Source organism: Achromobacter sp. 1011811831 (assembly GCF_059760905.1).
The window spans coordinates 15472-32696 of sequence record NZ_JCBANG010000044.1 but is presented as its reverse complement, the minus strand read 5'-3'; the positions used below and the strand labels follow the sequence as shown (position 1 = coordinate 32696).

The following is a 17225-nucleotide window of genomic DNA, read 5'->3' as shown; positions in this document are numbered from 1 at the left end:
CGCTAGTTGAGTAGTGGCCGCAGCGCCGGCCACACGTTATCGAGCAATTGGGGCTGGGCATCCTCGTTGGGATGGATGCCGTCAGCCTGGAACATGGCCCGGTTCGTCGCAATGCCTTCCATCAGGAAGGGGACGAGCCGGGCTTTTTCGTCCTTGGCCACCGTGGGGAACAACTGCGCGAAGCGCTGCGTGTAGTCGCGCCCGTAGTTGGGCGGGATCTGCATGCCCACGATGACCACGTCGGCGTCGGCCTGGCGCGCGGCCTGGGCCATGTTGCGCAGGTTCTGCTCGGTCATGGTCAGGGACAGGCCGCGCAGCGCGTCGTTCGAGCCCAGCTCCAGCACCACCACGGCCGGCGCGTGCTGGCGCAGCAGCGCCGGCAGGCGGGCGACGCCGCCGCTGGTGGTGTCGCCGCTGATGCTGGCGTTGACGACCTTGTACTTGGGGTATTGTTGCGAAATCCGCTCGGACAGCAGCGGCACCCAGCCGGTGCCGCGCTTGATGCCATATTCGGCGGACAGGCTGTCGCCCAGCACCAGCACCGCGCGCGGCGCGGAACCTTGGGTCGTGGGGACAGTCTGAGCGTGGCCGGGCGCGATGGCGGCGGCGGTCAGGACGGACGTGTACAGCAGACGGAAAAATAGGCGCATGGATAGCAATAACTCGATCGAGGTGAAAGGGCTGGGCAAGCGGGTCGCCGACGCCGGCGGCACGCTGTCTATCCTGGAAGGAATCGATTTTACGGTCGAGGCGGGCAGCGCCGTGGCCATCACGGGCAGCTCGGGCTCGGGCAAGTCCACCTTGCTGGGACTGCTGGCCGGGCTGGATGTTCCCAGCGCGGGCAGCGTGAAGCTGGCCGGCCAGGACCTGTTCGCGCTGGACGAGGACGGCCGCGCGCGGCTGCGCGCCAACCATGTGGGCTTCGTGTTCCAGTCGTTCCAGCTGCTGCCGAACCTGACCGCGCTGGAAAACGTCATGCTGCCGCTGGAATTGGCCGGCCAGCCGGCGCGCGAGGCCGCCCAGGCCATGCTCGAGCGGGTAGGGCTGGGCGAGCGCCTGCACCACTACCCGCGCACGCTGTCGGGTGGCGAGCAGCAGCGCGTGTCGCTGGCGCGCGCCTTCGTGGTGAATCCGGATCTGTTGTTCGCCGATGAACCCACCGGCAGCCTGGACGCGGCCACGGGCGAGAAGGTGATCGACCTGATGTTCGACCTGCACCGCGAGCACGGCGCCACGCTGGTGCTGGTGACGCACGATCCGCAACTGGCGGCGCGTTGCGGCCGCCAGCTGGTGCTGGCGGCGGGGCGGATGACCTGACGGCCTGACGGCCCGGCGGCGGTCCGGACTCCGGCTTCAGGTTTCAATGGGCGCCGGGAGCGGATCCGCCGCGTTTGTCCTTACTTCGTCTTGGCGACCGCCTGGCCCCAGGCGGCCACCACCGCTTCGTATTCCTTGGCGGCGGCCTCCTGGCTGATCGGGAAGATCTTGATCGAGGCCAGGTCGGGCAGGGTGCTCAGGCTGGCCACGGCCACGTCGCTGCGGGTGGGGCGGCGGAAGTTCTTCACCAGCTGCGCTTCCTGGGCCTCCTTGCTGAGCAGCCCTTCATACAGCGCCTGGGCGGCCTGCGCGTTCTTGGCGCCCTTGATGATGAACATGCCTTCCGGCGCCAGGTAGCTGCCCTCGGCCGGGTAGACCAGCTTGATCTCCTTCTGGCCGCCGGCCACGTATTCCTGGGCGGCGTATTCCAGCGTCATGCCGGCGGCGTATTCGCCCGCCGCCACGCCTTTGTAGGTGGTGCCCGACGAGGCCGTGACCACGGCGTTGGCCGCGATCCTGTCCAGGCCGGCCTGGCCGAACTGCTTGTACAGGCCGTAGACCAGCATGTAGGCCGTGCCGCTCTTGGACGGATCGGTGATGGCGAACTTGCCTTTCCATTGCGGCTGCATCAGGTCCGACCAGGACGCCGGCGCGGCCAGGCCCTTGAGCTGGCGCTCGTTGACCATCAGCACCATCACGTGCACGTTGGTGCCGACCCACAGATCGTCCGGACCGCGGAACTCAGCCGGGATCTTGTCCAGGTCGGCCGGGCGGTACGGCTGCAGGTGCTGGCGGTAGGCGCCCAGCGTGCCGAAGCCGCCGCTCCAGAACAGGTCGCCGCGCGGGTTCTGCGCCTCGGCCTCGATGCGCTTCATCATGGTGCCGGTGCCGCCCGTGACCGGCTGCACGTTCAGCGACGGCGACTTCTTCTTGACGGCTTCCAGCGCCGTCTCGATGGTCTCGGTGTTGTTGGACGAGTACAGCACCACGTTCTGGGCCTGGGCGGCGGCGCAGGCGACCGAGGCGGCCAGCAGGCCGGATTGCAGCAGGTGTTTGATTTGCATGGCGAGTCTTCCTGGGACGGGTTATTTGCCGGAAAAGAGCTTGATGCGGAACGCCTTCACCGACACGATGATGGGCAGCACGATCACGGTGACCAGCGCGGCGCCGTAGGCCGAGGCCATGCCCAGGCGGCCGCCGTCGACCTGCCGGAAGATGGCGATGGGCATGGTTTCCAGGCCGCCGCTATAGGCCACGATGGACGCCGACAGCTCGGAAATCGTCGTCAGCCACATCAGCAGGGCGGCCGAGATGATCGAGGCCTTCATGGCGGGCAGCACGACTTTGAAGAAGGTCATCAGCGGCGACACGCCCAGGCTGATCGACGCCTCCTCGATCGAGTCCGGGATGTTGAACAGCACCGACGAGGCGTTGCGCACGGCGAAGGGCAGGCGCCGCACCGTGTAGCACAGCACCATGATGGCCGAGGTGCCGGCCAGCACCAGCCAGCCGGTGTTGAAGGTCTGCACCAGCGCGATGCCCAGCACCGTGCCCGAGATGGTCAGCGGCAGCACCACGATGTAGTCCAGCGCCTGGGTGAAGGCGCTGCGCTTCTTGATGGTCAGGTAGCTGACCAGCACCGCGAAGGCCACGCCCAGCACCGTCGCCAGCGAGGCGAACTTGAGCGAGTTCAGGATGGGCTCGGGCGCGCCGTGCAGCGCGCGCTGCATGCTGGCCAGCGACCAGCTGCCCCAGTGCATGACCGGCCCGCTGGTCTTGGTGAAAGCGGCCACGAACACGATGATCAGCGGCAGCAGCGACACCAGGATCACCAGGCCCACGCCGCCGGTGTAGAAGATCGAGGCCCACGAACGCACCCGCACGGCGGCCGGCGCGCGGCCCTGCGTCATGGTGTAGACCTTGCGCTCGACCACGCGCTTCTGGAAGAACAGCACGATGGCCACGATGGCGATGGACACCACCGACATGGCGCTTTGCAGCGTGGGGCTGCCGCCCATCTCGCTGACGAAGGTGTTGTAGGTCATGACCGACAGCAGCGGCACGCGGCTGCCCAGCAGCATGGCCAGCGCGAAATTGCCCACCACCAGCGTGAACACCACCAGCGCGTTGACCAGCACGGCGGGCAGCAGCACCGGCACCAGTACGCGCAGCTTGGTCGCCAGCGGCGGCGTGCCCAGGCTCAGGCCGGCTTCCTCCAGCTGTCCGTCGAAGCCGCGCAGCGCGGCCAGCATGCCCAGGTAGATGTAGGTGTAGTACACCAGCGTCATCGAGAAGACCATGCCGGTCCAGCCGTAGAACGAAGGCAGCGAGATGCCGGCGTCGCCCAGCAGGTTGGTCAACAGGCCGTTGTTGCCCAGTAGCAGCAGCCAGGACTGGCCGACGATGATCTCGGGAATCACGATGGTGAGCACGGGCAGGATGGCCACCAGGTTCTTCAGCGGGAAGTCGTAGCGCGCCACCATGTAGGCGAAGGGCACGCCCACCAGCACGGTGCTGGCGGTGACGGCCAGGCCCAGGATCAGCGTGTTGCCGAAGGCCTCCAGATACTGCGAGTCGGCCAGCAGCGCGCGAAAGCCCTCCAGCGTATAGCCGCCGTCCGGGCCGGTGACGCTGTTGGCGAACAGCACGCCCAGCGGATACAGCACGAAGAACAGCAGCAGGATCAGGCTGATCGCGGTCAGCAGGCCCCAGGGCCACCATTTGATTTTCATGGCTGGCGCGTCCTCAGGCGTTCACGACCCGGCTGTCGGCCGGGATCAGCACCTGCACCGCCTCGCCGGGCTGGAACTGGGCGACCATGTTGCCCGCGTGCAGCTCGACGCGGAGCTCCGAGCCGTCCTCCAGCGCGATGCGGTAGGCGGTCTTGAAGCCCAGGTACTGGCGCCGCAGCACCTTGCCGGGCAGCGTGTTGGGGACGTAGGGCGCGGGCGCCATCAACGCCAGCTCCTCGGGCCGCGCGATCAGCACGCCGCGCGTGTCCAGGCTGCCCGCGCCTTGCACGCCGTCGAAGTCGCGGCCGCACAGCTGGTAGCGCACCAGGCCTTGCGGAGCCTGGTCCGACACGGCCTGGGCCGGCACCGGGATCACGTTGGCCGAGCCGATGAAGTCCGCCACATAGGCATTGACCGGCGTGCCGTACAGCTCCTCGGGCGTGCCCAGCTGGGCGATGCGGCCGTGGTCCATGATGGCGATGCGGTCGGACATGGCCAGCGCCTCTTCCTGGTCGTGCGTGACGAACACGGTGGTGATGCCGGCCTCGCGCACCAGGTCCAGGATCACGTCGCGCATCTGCAGCCGCATCTTGGCGTCCAGGTTGGACAGGGGCTCGTCCATCAGCAGCACGCGCGGCCGGATCACCAGGGCGCGCGCCAGCGCCACGCGCTGGCGCTGGCCGCCGCTCATCTGCGCCGGGTAGCGCTGGGCCAGCGCCAGCAGCCCGACCTTGTCCAGCGCCTCGTTGGCGCGCCGGGTGATCTCGGCGCGCGCCACGCCGCGCGCCCGCAGGCCGTAGGCCACGTTGTCGAAGGCGCTCTTGTCCGGGAACAGCGCGTAGTCCTGGAACACCATGCCGATGTCGCGGCGGTGGGCGGACACGCGGGTCACGTCGTCCTGGTCGAACAGCAGGCGGCCGCCGTCGGGCGCGTGAAAGCCCGCGATGCAGCGCAGCAGCGTGGTCTTGCCGCAGCCGCTGGGCCCCAGCAGCGTGTAGAACGCGCCGTCCGGGATGTGCAGGGAAAGGTCGCGCAGCACTTGCTGCCCGCCGAAGGTCTTGACGATGCCGTCTACCGTGATCGATGCCATGTTGGATTCCTGCGAGGGATAGCCGGCATGATAGGAAGCGTCAACAGGCGCGACCAGCGACGTTTCTTAAGGCGTGGCGTTAGTTTTTCTAAGAGGTCGGCGCCGCCGCTATCCCCTAGAATGCCGCTGCATGGACGCGCGCCCGCCCCGAGCGGGCCGCGGACCGGAAAAATAACGACACGACAAGGGAAACCGTGGGAAATCGCAGCACAGACTCGCGCCGCGCAGGCCAGCGGGCGGGCGCGGCCTGACATGGCCGGCCACAGCCTGCCGCCGCTCAAGGCGCTGCGGGTATTCGAGGCGGCCGCCCGGCTGCGCAGCTTCACGGCCGCCGCCGATGAACTGAGCATCACGCACAGCGCGGTCAGCCAGCAGATCCGCATCCTCGAGGACTACGTGGGGCAGCCCCTGTTCGCGCGCGAGGCGCGCGGCGTGGCGCTGCTGCCTTGCGCCCAGGCCTATTTCCCGGAAGTGCAGGCCAGCCTGGAACGCATCGCCGCCGCCACCGCCAAGCTGCGCGCGCCGGGATTCGCCGGCACGCTGCGGGTCTGCGCCACGCCGTCGCTGACCATGAAGTGGCTGATTCCGCGCTTGTCCGGCTTCCAGGCGCTGCATCCAGGCATCGATGTGCAGCTGACCACGCAGGGCCGCTCCTTCCTGGACCGGGGCGGCGACGCCGGCAGCGACGTGCTGCTGCGCCACGGCTACATGGCGCATGCCGAGCTGAGCTGCGTGCACTGCCTGGACGATTTCCATGTGCCGGTGGCCTCGCCGCGCTTCATCGAGCGCAACCGGCTGGCCGCGCCAGCCGACTGCCTGGGCCATCCGCTGCTGAAGGTCGCCGGCGGCATGGACTACTGGCCGCGCTGGTTCGCGCTGGCCAAGGTCGACGTGCCCGCGCAACTGCCCGGGCCGGTATTCGATCATCACTTTTTGTGCATGCAGGCCGCCATGAACGACCTGGGCATCGCGCTGGCGCCGTGGTGCCTGTTGCAGGACGACATGGCCGCCGACCGCCTGCGTCCGCTGTTCGCGCAGCCGCAACTGCCCAACGCGGGCATCCACGCGCTGTACCGTCCCGACGGGCCGGCGGCGGCCGCGGCGCAACGATTCATCGACTGGCTGTGCGGGCAGGGGACCGAGCCGTCCCGTGGCGCATAGCGCAAGCTAGGAACTCCTCATGTCAGAACCCTTCGACCCGACCGCGAACTCCGCCTATCCCGGCCTGAGCCTGCGCCGCCCCTGGACGCCGACGTCGCTGTCGGCCTACCGCGTCATCGCCTTCGACATGGACTCGACGCTGGTCGCCATTGAAACGCTGGACGAGATGGCCGCGCTGATGGGGCGCGGCGCCGAGGTGGCGGCGATCACCGAGGCCGCGATGCGCGGGGAGATCAGCGACTACAAGCAAAGCCTGCGCGAACGGGTGGCGCTGCTGGCCGGCATGCCGCAGGCGCTGGCGGACCAGGTCTATGACGAGCGCTTGACCCTCAACCCCGGCGCCGAGGAACTGATCGGCGCCTGCAAGCGCGCCGGCCTGTACTGCCTGCTGGCAACCGGCGGCTTCACCTGCTATACCGACCGGCTGCGCCAGCGCCTGGGGCTGGACGATGTGCGCGCCAACGTGCTGGAGACGCGCGACGGCAGACTCACCGGCCGGCTGCTGCCGCAGCCCTGGGGCGACATCTGCGACGGCGAGGAAAAGAAGAACAAGCTGCTGGAGGTCTGCGCGCGGCTGGGCGCGGCGCCCGGGCAGGCCATCGCGGTGGGCGACGGCGCCAACGACCTGCCCATGATGCGGGCGGCGGGGCTGTCGGTGGGTTTCCATCCCAAGCCGGCGGTGCGGCGGGAGGCCGACGTGACCATCGAGGCAGGCGGACTGGACCGCCTGCTGCAATTGTTCACGCCGGGCTAGTGTACGGCCCGGGCAAGCGCCGGGCCGGCGCCGTTCAGGCCAGTCCGTCGATGCGCACGTGCGGATCGACCGGCGCTTCGTAGTCCACGCCCTCGACCTCGAAGCCGAACAGGCGCAGGAAGTCGGACTTGTAGCCAGCGAAGTCCGTCAGTGCATCGATGTTGGCGGTCTCGACCTGGTTCCACAGTTCCTGCACGCGCGCCTGCACGGCGGGCGCCAGTTCCCAGTCGTCCACGCGCAGCCGGCCTTCCTCGTCCCGCAGCGGCGCGGGGCCGCAGATACCGTCGCGGTACAGGCGGTAGACCTGTTCGATGCAACCCTCGTGCGTGCCATCGGCCTTCATGACCTTGAACAGCAGCGACAGGTACAGCGGCATCATGGGAATGGCCGAGCTGGCCTGCGTGACCACGGCCTTGAGCACCGACACGCGGGCGTCGCCGCCGCGCGCCGCCAGCTTGGCGCGGATGTCCAGCACCTTGCGGTCCAGGTCCTTCTTGGCCGCGCCGATGGAGCCGTTCCAGTAGATGTCGTGGGTGATGCGCTCGCCCAGGTAGGTGAAGGCCGTGGTGGTGGCGCCCTCGGCCAGCACGCCGGCTTCGAGCAGCGCGTCGATCCACATCTGCCAGTCCTCGCCGCCCATCACGGCGACGGTGGCGTCGATCTCTTCCTGCGTCGCCGGTTCCAGCGTGGATTCGCGCACGACCTCGCGGTCGGTATCCAGGCCGCGCAGCGTGACGGCGCGGCCCACGGGCTTGAGCACCGAGGTGTAGACCTTGCCGTCGCGCGGATGGCTGCGGCGCGGCGCGGCCAGGCTGTAGACCACCTGGTCGACCTGGCCCAGGTCGGCGCGGATGGCCTCGATGACCTGGCGCTTGATCTCGTCGGAGAAGGCGTCGCCGTTGATGCTGCGGGCGTACAGGCCCTCGGCCTGGGCGAACTTGTGGAAGGCGGCGCTGTTGTGCCAGCCGGGCGTGCCAGGCTTGGACGGCTCGGATGGGCGCTCGAAGAACACGCCCAGCGTCTGCGCGCCGCCCGCGAAGGCCGCGCTGATGCGCGCGGCCAGGCCGTAGCCGGTGGACGCGCCGATCACCAGCACGCGCTTGGGCGCGCCGGCGATGGGACCCTGCTTGCGCACGTAGTCGATCTGCTGGCGCACATTGGCCTCGCAGCCGGCGGGATGGGTGGTCACGCAGATGAAACCGCGCACGCGGGGCTTGATGACCAGGCGCACGCCGTCCTGGGCGGGCGCGTTATCGGGCGGGGATTGGACCATGCGGGGCCTCAAGTCTGGAATCCGGCGCGGGGCCGGCGGGTCGGAAGCGAAAATGCGACGGGCATTGTACGGGAGCCGGGCCCGGGGCGGCCAGTTGACGGGATGCTGGCGTCTTGCTAGCAGGAGGCTAGCGGGCGGCGGCCCGGCCGCGCCGCCATTCCACCAGGCCGATGCCCATGCCGCTGGCGCAGATCACGGCGATGCCCAGCCAGGTCAGCGGGTCCGGGAAATGGCCCCAGACCAGCCAGCCGACGGTCGTGGCGCTGATGATCTGCAGGTAGATGAACGGCGCCAGCGTCGAGGCCGGCGCGCGCCGGTACGCGGCGATCTGGAACAGGTGGCCCAGGCCGCCGGTGATGCCGGTGGAGATCAGCAGGCTCCAGTCCAGCAGGGACAACTCGCGCAGCACCGGCAGCGCGGGCGGCAGGATGAAGGGCAGGGCCAGGGTCAGGCAGGCGGTGCCGACGGCGCCGCTCCAGATCAGCGAGGTGAACGGATCATCGCCGGCCACGCGGCGGGTGGCGATGAACTGGGCGGCGAAGCAACAGGCAGTGAGCAGGCCGAACACGGTGCCGGTGGGGTCCAGGCCGCCGCCGGGCCGGATCACGATGATGACGCCGACGAAGGCGATGCCGGCCGCCACGAAGCGCGACAGCCGCGCCGGCTCCTTCAGGATCCAGGGCGCCAGCGACAGCACCAGCAGCGGCGCCAGGAAATTGATGGCAGTGGCCTCGGCCTGGGGGATGTAGCTCAGCGTGGTGAAGAACATGAGCGTGGCCAGGAACATCGACGCGCCGCGCACCAGCTGCTCGCGCGGGCGCACGCTGCGCAGCACGCCCAGGCCGCGCGCCGGCAGCACCAGGGCCAGCACCAGCACCAGGTGCACGGCATAGCGGAACCAGGACAGCAGCAGCAGCGGCACGCCCGCGTTCATGACCCACTTGCCGCTGGCGTCCAGACAGGACAGCGTCCACATGGACAGGACCAGCAACAGCACGCCGATCAACGGTCCGCGGGTGGCGGGCGCGGCGGGGCGCGGGCGACCGGTGGCGGCCGGGGTCATGGACAACTCCTGTGGGGGACGGTTGGGCGGCTGACATGATACGCTCATCGCGCCGGATGGATAGGGCCATGATCGAATTACGCAACGTCGAGACTTTTTTCTGGGTCGCCACCCTGGGCAGCTTCCGGGCCGCCGCGGACAAGCTCAATACCACGCAGCCCGCGGTATCGCAGCGCATCGCCTCGCTCGAGGCCGACCTGGGCGTGCGGCTGTTCGAGCGCGAGGCGCGCGGCGTCAAGCTCACCGGCAAGGGCCACGAACTGTTGTCGCACGCCGAGCGCATGCTGCAGGTGCGCCGCGACATGTTCGAGGCCGCGCGCGAGCAGAACGTCATGTCCGGCACCGTGCGCATCGGCGTGGCCGAGACCATCGTGCAGACCTGGCTGCCCACGCTCATCGAACTGGTGCACACCGCCTATCCGGCGCTGGTGCTGGAGATCGAGGTCGACACCACGCACGTGCTGCGCCCGCATCTGCTGTCACGCCAGATCGACCTGGCCTTCCTGATGGGGCCGGTGCTGGAGGCGCGGGTCGAGAACCTGCCGCTGTGCACCTATCCGCTGGCCTGGGTCGCCAATCCGCACCTGGACCTGGGGCCGGAGCCGGTGACGCTGGAGCGCATCGCGCGCCTGCCCATCATCACCTATCCGTCCAACAGCGCGCCGTACCGCGTGGTGCGCGACATGCTCACGCGCGCCGGCGTGGCCGCGCCACGCATGTACGGCAGCGCATCCATGTCCATGATGGTGCGCATGACCGAGGACTGCATCGGCACCAGCGTCATCGCGCCGGTGTTCCTGGGCAAGGAACTGGCGCGCGGCGAGCTGCGCATCCTGCGGGTCGAGGCCGATCCGCTGCCCGAGCTGAGTTTTACCGCGAGCTGGGTGCAAGGCCCGGACAGTCATGCGGTGCGCCTGATCGCGCAGATGGCGCAGAAGGTGGCCGCGCAGGCCACCGACGGAACGCCGGCCAGCTAGTCAGGCCGGGCCGGCGGCCCTAGGTGTTTTCCCGTGGACAGGCCTGGCCCAAGCGTGCCGCGCGGCCGTCGCGCGATATTGCCGGCGGGCGGCAAAGCCGCGCCAGCACTGGGTTTGCGGGTAATAAGCCAACCGTCGCGCGCCAGACCAAAGAAATATTTATACCTCGGCATCGCAACATACGATTGGACGCTGCGCGTCCCGGACGGTGCAATGCGGCCACATCGATAACGAGCGCCAGTAAAGGCGGCGCGGGGAAAGCGGGGAAGGGCAGCGGACGGGTTCCGGACGGCGGCGAAGCCAGGCTTCGCCCGGCGCCGGGACCGGGCCGAGGCGGTTCCGGCGGCCCCGCATACAGCCACGGGGCCGGCGCTCGCGATTCGCGTTCCGCATTCGCGGCCGCGCGCAGCCAGGGCCAACGGGGACCCGCGCGCGGCAGACATTCCCGCAGCCAGGAGCTTGATCCATGAAGAAATCCCTCGTATGCGCCGCCATTGCGGCCGGCCTGCTGGCCGGCGCCGCCCACGCCCAGGACCTGCCCAAGACGCAGTTGAAGGTCGTCGGCGGCCTGTCGAACCTGACGGCCTATAACGATTACGAAAAGCCTTTCTGGACCAAGACCATTCCCGAGCTGTCCAAGGGCCAGGTCACGGCCGACATCAAGGGCTTCAATGAAATGGGCCTGAAGGGTCCGGAGCTGCTGCGCCTGATGTCGCAGGGCGTGATCGAGTTCGGCACCGCCACGCTGTCGTACTTCGCCAGCGACAACCCCATCAACGAAGCCATCGACCTGGCCGGCCTGGCGCCGGACGTGCAGACCGCGCGCGCCGTCACCAATGCCTTCGAGCCGGTCTATGCGCGCCTGTACGGCGAGGGCAACAACGTCAAGCTGCTGGGCATTTCCACCTATCCGGCCCAGGTGCTGTTCTGCAACGCCGAAATCAAGGGCCTGGCCGACCTGAAGGGCAAGAAGGTCCGCACCAGCAGCCGTACCACCGCCGAGTTCGTCGAGGCGCTGGGCGGCTCCAGCGTCACCATGGCCTTCGGCGAAGTCGTGCCGGCGCTGCAGAACAAGGTGGTGGATTGCGCCATCACCGGCTCGCTGTCCGGCTATTCGGCCAAGTGGTACGAGGTGTCCACGCACCTGTACGCGCTGCCGATCAACTGGAACCAGCAGATCCACGCCGTCAACCAGAAGGCCTGGGACAAGCTGGATCCGGCCGTGCGCAGCTTCCTGCAAGCCAACGTGAAGACGCTGGTCGACAACATCTGGGACGCCGCCGCGCGCCAGACCCAGGAAGGCTACGACTGCAACACCGGCGCCGCCGCCTGCCCGTATCCGGTCAAGGGCAAGATGGTGCTGGTGCAGCCGTCCGAGGCCGACCGCGCCCTGCTCAAGAAGGTCACGCAGGAAGCCGTGCTGCCCAAGTGGGCCGCGCGCTGCTCGGCCCAGTGCGTCAAGGACTTCAACGCCACCGTCGGCAAGACGCTGGGCGTGACCGCCAGCAAGTGATGTCTCGCAAGTGATGTCGCGCGAGCGACATCCAGCAAGTAACCGGGACCGCGCGCCGCCGCCCCTCGCGGGCGGGGCGGCGCCGGCTCCCGGCGTTTCCAGCCCCGGCGCCCTGCGCCGGGCGACCCCCTCGCGGAGTCAAGACCGATGACCTCTACCGAACACTTCCGCCTGCTCGGCGGGCTGCTGCGCCGCGCCGAAAGCTGCTCGCGCGTGGCCGTCTGGGCGGGCGGGGCGCTGACCATCGCCAGCGTCCTGCTCATTTCCTTCGACGTGCTGGCCCGCAAGTTCCTGGGCTTCACCACGGGCGGCGCCGACGAACTGTCGAGCTACGCCTTCGCCATCAGCACCTCCTGGGCGCTGGCCTTCGCCACGCTGCAACGCGCCAACGTGCGCGTGGACGTGCTCTATCAATTCCTGCCGGTGCGGCTGTCGGCCGTGCTGGACTGGCTGTCGCTGGTGGCGCTGGCGGTCTTCATGGTGTTCCTGACCTACTACGCCTACGACATGGTGCAGACCTCCTGGGCGCAGAAGTCCGCCGCCAACACGCCCCTGGCCACGCCGCTGTGGATTCCGCAGGGCCTGTGGCTGCTGGGCCTGGCCTGGATGTGCCTGACAGTGGCGCTGATGCTGGCGCGCGCCTCGGCCGCGCTGGTCACGGGCGACATCGAGCTGGTCAAGCAGATCTGCGGCGTGCGCTCGGCGCAGGAAGAAGCCGACGAGGAAGCTGCCGCCGGCGAGCGCATGGTCAAGGGAGAAGCCGCATGATCGCCACCGCCCTGATCCTTCTGCTGGTGCTGATCGGCCTGTCCATTCCCGTGGGCGCCGCCCTGGGCGTGCTGGGCCTGACGCTGGATCCGCTGTTTTCCATGCTGCCGCTGTCGCGCGCCATCGGTGAACTGTCGTGGAGCTCGAACAACGAATTCCTGCTGGTGGCGATTCCGCTGTTCATCATGCTGGGCGAGGTGCTGCTGCGCGCCGGGTTCGCCGAGCGCATGTACGGCGCGATGAGCCTGTGGCTGTCGTGGCTGCCGGGCGGGCTGATGCACGCCAACATCGGCGCATCCACGCTGTTCTCGGCCACGTCCGGCTCCAGCGTGGCGACCGCCGCCACGGTGGGCACGGTAGCCATTCCGCAGATCCGCAAGTACGGCTATAACGAGCCGCTGTTCCTGGGCAGCCTGGCCGCCGGCGGCACGCTCGGCATCCTGATCCCGCCGTCGATCAACCTGGTCATCTACGGCGTGCTGACCAATTCGTCGGTGCCCAAGCTGTACCTGGCCGGCATCATTCCGGGCTTCGCCATGGCGGCGCTGTTCATGCTGACGGTCGTGATCGCCTGCGTGGCCAAGCCGTCGTGGGGCGGCAAGAAGATCCAGGCGAGCTGGGGCCAGCGCATGGCCAGCCTGGTCCACCTGGCGCCGCCGCTGGGCATCTTCCTGCTGGTGGTGGGTTCGATCTACGCCGGCCTGGCCACGCCGACCGAGGCCGCCGCGCTAGGCGTGCTGGGCGCGCTGGTGCTGGCTGCCTGGTACCGGCGCCTGACCTGGAACATGTTGCGCGAGGCGGTTGAAGGCACCATGCGGTCCACGGCCATGATCATGCTGATCGTGATCGCCGCCAGCTTCCTGAACTTCGTCATGTCGGCCACCGGCCTGACCGACGCGCTGACCCAGTCCATCACCGGACTGGGCCTGTCGCCGGGCTGGATGCTGCTGATCGTGGTCGTGTTCTACCTGGTGCTGGGCTGCTTCATGGAGACGCTGTCCATGATGATCACGACGATTCCCATCGTCGCGCCGATCATGATCGGCCTGGGCTACGACCCGATCTGGCTGGGCATCGTCATCATCATCCTGGTCGAGGCCGCGCTGATCACGCCGCCCGTGGGTCTGAACCTGTTCGTGGTGCAGAGCCTGCGCAAGAGCGGTTCCATGGGCGCGGTCATCGTCGGCAGCCTGCCGTTCGTGCTGGCCATGGCCGTGATGCTGGCGCTGCTGGCATGGTGGCCGGACCTGGCGCTGTGGCTGCCGCGCGCCTTCGGCTAGGCAGGCGCATTTTCTCTTGACTCTTCCCGGGCGGCGCCCGTGCCGCCCCGGGGTTCCCATCGCCCCGATGCGGGGCAGGCGCCCGCGCGGCGGGCCATCCCACTCATCACTCATTGGCAGGACAGACATGAAAGCCGTATTCCAGATCGAAGGTTCGACCCCTCGCCAGGTCGAAGTCGACTTCAACACCCTGATCGTCGCCGGCTGGGCCGGGCGCGACATGGCCGCCATCGAGCATCACATCGAGGAACTGGCCGCCATCGGCGTGCCGCGTCCCACCAGCGTGCCGCTGTACTACCGCATCGCCGACAACCAGCTGACCCAGGCCGAGACGGTGCAGGCCGTGGGCGGCGATTCGTCGGGCGAGGTCGAGACCTTCGTCTTCGCCGTGGACGGCGAGATGTACGTCAGCATCGCGTCGGACCACACCGACCGCAAGCTGGAGACGTACAGCGTGGCGCTGTCCAAGCAGGTCTGCGTCAAGCCGGTGGCGCGCGCGGCCTGGCCGCTGGCCGAGGTGGCCGGCCACTGGGACGAGCTGGTCATCCGCTCGTACATCGTCGAGAACGGCGAGCGCGTGCTGTACCAGGAAGGCCCGCTGGCCAGCCTGCGCACGCCCCAGGACCTGATCGCGGGTTACACCGGCGGCGCGGCGGTGCTGCCGGAAGGCGCCGGCATGACCTGCGGCACCGTAGGCGCCATCGGCGGCATCCGTCCGGCGGCCGATTTCAGCATGGAACTGTATGACCCGCGTCGCCAGCGCAGCCTGCGGCACCGGTATCATGTCGAGGAACTGCCGGTGGTGGCCTGAGGCCGGCCCGGGCAGTCCCTGACACGTCTGTATTTCTCTCATGCCGCGAGGCGGCGCTTTGGATCGCTATGCCATTGACCTTGAATGAACTGACGACGGCCCTCGAAGAGGGCAGCACCACCTCCGTCCAGCTGACCGAACAGGCGCTGGCGCGCGCCACGGATCCGGCGGGCGAGGGCGCCCGCGCCTATACCCGGCTGTACGCCGAATCGGCGCTGGCACAGGCGCGCGCCTCGGACACGCTGCGCGCGGCCGGGGTAGTCCGCTCGGCGGTGGAGGGCCTGCCCGTCAGCATCAAGGACCTGTTCGACGTCAAGGGAGAAACCACCATGGCCGGCTCGGTGGCGCGCGAAGGCGAGCCTGCCGCCGAACACAATGCCGTGGTGGTGGACCGGCTGATCGCCGCCGGCGCGGTCATCGTCGGCCGTACCAACATGACCGAGTTCGCATATTCGGGCCTGGGCATCAATCCGCATTACGGCACGCCGCTAAATCCCTGGGACCGTGCCACCGGCCGCATTCCCGGCGGCTCCTCGTCGGGCGCGGCGGTATCGGTGGCCGACGGCATGGCCGCCGCCGCCATCGGCTCGGACACCGGCGGCTCGGTGCGGATCCCGGCGGCGCTGTGCGGGCTGACAGGCTTCAAGCCCAGCGCCTGGCGCGTGTCCATGGCCGGCGTGCTGCCGCTGTCGGCCAACCTGGATTCCATCGGCCCCATCGCCGCCAGTGTGCGCTGTTGCGCCGAGCTGGATGCCATCCTGTCGGGCGACAACGAGCCGGCACCCGCGCCGCTGCCGCTGCGCGGCCTGCGGCTGGCAGTGCCGGTCACGCTGGCGCTGGACGCCATGGACAAGCACGTGGCCGACGCCTTCGCGCGCGCGGTGGCGCGGCTGGCCGAGGCCGGCGCGCTGATCGACGAGATCGAGGTGCCGGAATTCGCGGAGCTGGCCGCCATCAATTCGAAGGGCGGTTTCACCGCTGCGGAGGCCTGGGCCTGGCACCGCGATCTGATCGCCCGCGCCGGCAAGCGCTATGACCCGCGCGTGGTGTCCCGCATCATGCGCGGCAAGGACATGAGCGCCGCCGACTACCTGGACCTGCTCGACGCCCGCGAAGCCTGGGTGGCGGGCGTGGACCAGCGCATCGCCGGCTATGACGCGCTGATCCTGCCGACCTCGCCCATCGTCGCGCCCGCGGTGGCGGACCTGGCGGCATCGGACGAGGCCTATTACGCGGCCAACGGCCTGATCCTGCGCAATCCCACGCTGATCAATTTCCTGGATGGCTGCGCCCTGTCGCTGCCGTGCCAGGCGCCCGGCACCGCGCCGGTGGGCCTGATGATCGCCGGCGGCAACGGCGCCGACCGCCGCATCCTGGGCATCGGCCTGTCGGTCGAGGATCTGCTGGCCGTTCGCTGACCGCGAATCACGGCGCGGGCCTTGGGCGCGCGCCGCGCCGGCGCTAAGATGGCGGCTGTACCAGCCGGGGTCCGGACCCGATGATCGACCTGCGCAACATCGAGACGTTTTTCTGGGTGGCCACGCTGGGCGGCTTTCGCGCCGCCGCGGAGAAGCTCAGCGCCACCCAGCCCGCGATTTCCCAGCGCATCGCCTCGCTCGAATCGGACCTGGGCGTGCGCCTGTTCGACCGCGACGTGCGCGGCATCAAGCTCACCGCCAAGGGACGCGAACTGCTGTCCCACGCCGAGCGCATGCTGCAGATGCGGCGCGACATGCAGGAGGCCGCGCGCGCCAAGAGCGTGATGAGCGGCATGCTCAGGCTGGGCGTGTCCGAAACCATCGTCCATACCTGGCTGCCCAGGCTCATGGAGCACCTGCATGACGCCTATCCCGGGCTGATGGTGGAGATCCAGGTCGACACGACCACGGTGCTCAAGGCGCAGCTGGCCTCGCGCCAGATCGACCTGGCCTTCCTGCTCGGACCGATGGAAGAGCCCAGGGTCGAGAACCTGTACCTGTGCAACTACCCGCTCAGCTGGGTGGCCAGCCCCAAGCTCAAGGTCGGCCGCCAGCCGATCTCGCTCAAGCGCCTGGCCGAGTGGCCGGTGATCACGTATCCCTCCACCACCGATCCGCACCGCGCGGCGCGGCAGATGCTGCTGCAGGCCGGCGTGGAGTCGCCGCGCATGTATGGCAGCTCGGCGCTGAGCGTGATCGTGCGCATGGCGCTGGACGGCATCGGCACGGCGCTGATCGCGCCGGTGATCCTGCGCCGCGAGCTGGCGCAGGGCGAGCTGCGGATCCTGGACGTGAAGGATGGCGAGGTGCCGCCGCTGCACTACACCGCCTGCTGGATGCAAGGGCCGGACAGCCAGGTGCCACGCACCGTGGCCGAGGCCGCGCAGCAGATTGCGCGCGATGAAGCGCAGCGCCATCCGGCATAACCCTGATAAGGATTTCTGATCGGGGTCTATCGCAACATGTGATTAGACGGCCGTGGCAAGTTCCGGTGCAATGCTCCCCATA

16 protein-coding genes are annotated in these 17225 nt (G+C 68.9%); 10 read left to right on the top strand and 6 right to left on the bottom strand.

Translation table 11 applies throughout. The features are described from left to right. Positions 1–2: 2 nt before the first annotated feature. Positions 3–650 carry an arylesterase gene (locus AC6LJ9_RS17375; protein ID WP_498148537.1) on the bottom strand — a complete coding sequence of 216 codons (648 nt, stop codon included), beginning with the start codon at positions 648–650 and terminating at the stop codon, positions 3–5. Between AC6LJ9_RS17375 and AC6LJ9_RS17370 the strand changes: the two genes are divergently transcribed. Then, the gene (locus tag AC6LJ9_RS17370) at positions 649–1317 is read left to right on the top strand and encodes an ABC transporter ATP-binding protein (RefSeq protein WP_498148536.1); all 669 of its coding nucleotides are present in this window, start codon (positions 649–651) and stop codon (positions 1315–1317) included. The two genes, AC6LJ9_RS17375 and AC6LJ9_RS17370, sit on opposite strands and share 2 nt — an antisense overlap. 80 nt (positions 1318–1397) lie before the next feature. On the opposite strand, the gene AC6LJ9_RS17365 is transcribed toward AC6LJ9_RS17370, so the two are convergent. From AC6LJ9_RS17365 to AC6LJ9_RS17355, 3 genes are read right to left on the bottom strand one after another with little or no spacing between them, the layout of a single operon-like run. Further along, positions 1398–2381, bottom strand: coding sequence for an ABC transporter substrate-binding protein (locus tag AC6LJ9_RS17365; protein WP_498148535.1), 984 nt, complete (start codon positions 2379–2381; stop codon positions 1398–1400). A 21-nt stretch (positions 2382–2402) separates the two neighbouring features. Next, positions 2403–4049 (bottom strand): ABC transporter permease, encoded by a 1647-nt coding sequence (locus tag AC6LJ9_RS17360; protein WP_498148534.1) that lies wholly within the window; start codon positions 4047–4049, stop codon positions 2403–2405. 13 nt (positions 4050–4062) lie between these two features. Next, a complete protein-coding gene (locus AC6LJ9_RS17355; protein ID WP_498148533.1) occupies positions 4063–5139 on the bottom strand; it encodes an ABC transporter ATP-binding protein in 1077 nt (358 codons plus the stop codon). A gap of 252 nt (positions 5140–5391) precedes the next feature. On the opposite strand from AC6LJ9_RS17355, the gene AC6LJ9_RS17350 reads away from it, so the two are divergent. After that, complete coding sequence (locus AC6LJ9_RS17350; protein WP_212321926.1) at positions 5392–6300, top strand: LysR substrate-binding domain-containing protein; 909 nt, start codon at positions 5392–5394, stop codon at positions 6298–6300. Between the two features lie 19 nt (positions 6301–6319). Beyond that, positions 6320–7054 (top strand): phosphoserine phosphatase SerB, encoded by a 735-nt coding sequence (serB, locus tag AC6LJ9_RS17345; protein ID WP_498148532.1) that lies wholly within the window; start codon positions 6320–6322, stop codon positions 7052–7054. 34 nt (positions 7055–7088) lie between these two features. On the opposite strand, the gene fabV is transcribed toward serB, so the two are convergent. Next, the gene (gene fabV, locus AC6LJ9_RS17340) at positions 7089–8279 is read right to left on the bottom strand and encodes an enoyl-ACP reductase FabV (protein WP_498148548.1); all 1191 of its coding nucleotides are present in this window, start codon (positions 8277–8279) and stop codon (positions 7089–7091) included. Between the two features lie 175 nt (positions 8280–8454). Further along, the gene (locus tag AC6LJ9_RS17335; RefSeq protein WP_103274570.1) at positions 8455–9390 is read right to left on the bottom strand and encodes a DMT family transporter; all 936 of its coding nucleotides are present in this window, start codon (positions 9388–9390) and stop codon (positions 8455–8457) included. A 68-nt stretch (positions 9391–9458) separates the two neighbouring features. Here AC6LJ9_RS17335 and AC6LJ9_RS17330 point away from each other — a divergent pair, with 68 nt between their 5' ends. The 7 genes from AC6LJ9_RS17330 to AC6LJ9_RS17300 all read left to right on the top strand — a co-directional run bounded on the left by AC6LJ9_RS17330 (position 9459) and on the right by AC6LJ9_RS17300 (position 17143). Then, positions 9459–10367, top strand: coding sequence for a LysR family transcriptional regulator (locus AC6LJ9_RS17330; protein ID WP_212322429.1), 909 nt, complete (start codon positions 9459–9461; stop codon positions 10365–10367). Between the two features lie 466 nt (positions 10368–10833). Continuing rightward, complete coding sequence (locus AC6LJ9_RS17325) at positions 10834–11880, top strand: TRAP transporter substrate-binding protein (protein WP_498148531.1); 1047 nt, start codon at positions 10834–10836, stop codon at positions 11878–11880. 147 nt (positions 11881–12027) lie between these two features. Beyond that, entirely contained in the window at positions 12028–12648 is a 621-nt protein-coding gene (locus tag AC6LJ9_RS17320) for a TRAP transporter small permease subunit (RefSeq protein WP_103274567.1), read from the top strand. Beyond that, complete coding sequence (locus AC6LJ9_RS17315; protein ID WP_498148530.1) at positions 12645–13928, top strand: TRAP transporter large permease; 1284 nt, start codon at positions 12645–12647, stop codon at positions 13926–13928. Before AC6LJ9_RS17320 ends, AC6LJ9_RS17315 begins: the two co-directional genes overlap by 4 nt. Before the next feature lie 127 nt (positions 13929–14055). After that, positions 14056–14739 (top strand): DUF2848 domain-containing protein, encoded by a 684-nt coding sequence (locus AC6LJ9_RS17310; RefSeq protein WP_498148529.1) that lies wholly within the window; start codon positions 14056–14058, stop codon positions 14737–14739. Between the two features lie 68 nt (positions 14740–14807). Then, positions 14808–16157: an amidase gene (locus AC6LJ9_RS17305; RefSeq protein WP_498148528.1), complete on the top strand. Its 1350-nt coding sequence runs from the start codon at positions 14808–14810 to the stop codon at positions 16155–16157. Between the two features lie 80 nt (positions 16158–16237). Continuing rightward, a complete protein-coding gene (locus AC6LJ9_RS17300; protein ID WP_498148527.1) occupies positions 16238–17143 on the top strand; it encodes a LysR family transcriptional regulator in 906 nt (301 codons plus the stop codon). Positions 17144–17225: the final 82 nt, after the last annotated feature.

What these genes read in the sequence shown, in the direction of transcription:
- AC6LJ9_RS17370 (WP_498148536.1), top strand. Translation starts at nt 649, where the DNA reads ATGGATAGCAATAACTCGATCGAGGTGAAAGGGCTGGGCAAGCGGGTC.
- AC6LJ9_RS17375 (WP_498148537.1), bottom strand. Translation starts at nt 650, where the DNA reads ATGCGCCTATTTTTCCGTCTGCTGTACACGTCCGTCCTGACCGCCGCC.
- AC6LJ9_RS17365 (WP_498148535.1), bottom strand. Translation starts at nt 2,381, where the DNA reads ATGCAAATCAAACACCTGCTGCAATCCGGCCTGCTGGCCGCCTCGGTC.
- AC6LJ9_RS17360 (WP_498148534.1), bottom strand. Translation starts at nt 4,049, where the DNA reads ATGAAAATCAAATGGTGGCCCTGGGGCCTGCTGACCGCGATCAGCCTG.
- AC6LJ9_RS17355 (WP_498148533.1), bottom strand. Translation starts at nt 5,139, where the DNA reads ATGGCATCGATCACGGTAGACGGCATCGTCAAGACCTTCGGCGGGCAG.
- AC6LJ9_RS17350 (WP_212321926.1), top strand. Translation starts at nt 5,392, where the DNA reads ATGGCCGGCCACAGCCTGCCGCCGCTCAAGGCGCTGCGGGTATTCGAG.
- serB (WP_498148532.1), top strand. Translation starts at nt 6,320, where the DNA reads ATGTCAGAACCCTTCGACCCGACCGCGAACTCCGCCTATCCCGGCCTG.
- AC6LJ9_RS17335 (WP_103274570.1), bottom strand. Translation starts at nt 9,390, where the DNA reads ATGACCCCGGCCGCCACCGGTCGCCCGCGCCCCGCCGCGCCCGCCACC.
- AC6LJ9_RS17330 (WP_212322429.1), top strand. Translation starts at nt 9,459, where the DNA reads ATGATCGAATTACGCAACGTCGAGACTTTTTTCTGGGTCGCCACCCTG.
- AC6LJ9_RS17325 (WP_498148531.1), top strand. Translation starts at nt 10,834, where the DNA reads ATGAAGAAATCCCTCGTATGCGCCGCCATTGCGGCCGGCCTGCTGGCC.
- AC6LJ9_RS17320 (WP_103274567.1), top strand. Translation starts at nt 12,028, where the DNA reads ATGACCTCTACCGAACACTTCCGCCTGCTCGGCGGGCTGCTGCGCCGC.
- AC6LJ9_RS17315 (WP_498148530.1), top strand. Translation starts at nt 12,645, where the DNA reads ATGATCGCCACCGCCCTGATCCTTCTGCTGGTGCTGATCGGCCTGTCC.
- AC6LJ9_RS17310 (WP_498148529.1), top strand. Translation starts at nt 14,056, where the DNA reads ATGAAAGCCGTATTCCAGATCGAAGGTTCGACCCCTCGCCAGGTCGAA.
- AC6LJ9_RS17305 (WP_498148528.1), top strand. Translation starts at nt 14,808, where the DNA reads ATGCCATTGACCTTGAATGAACTGACGACGGCCCTCGAAGAGGGCAGC.
- AC6LJ9_RS17300 (WP_498148527.1), top strand. Translation starts at nt 16,238, where the DNA reads ATGATCGACCTGCGCAACATCGAGACGTTTTTCTGGGTGGCCACGCTG.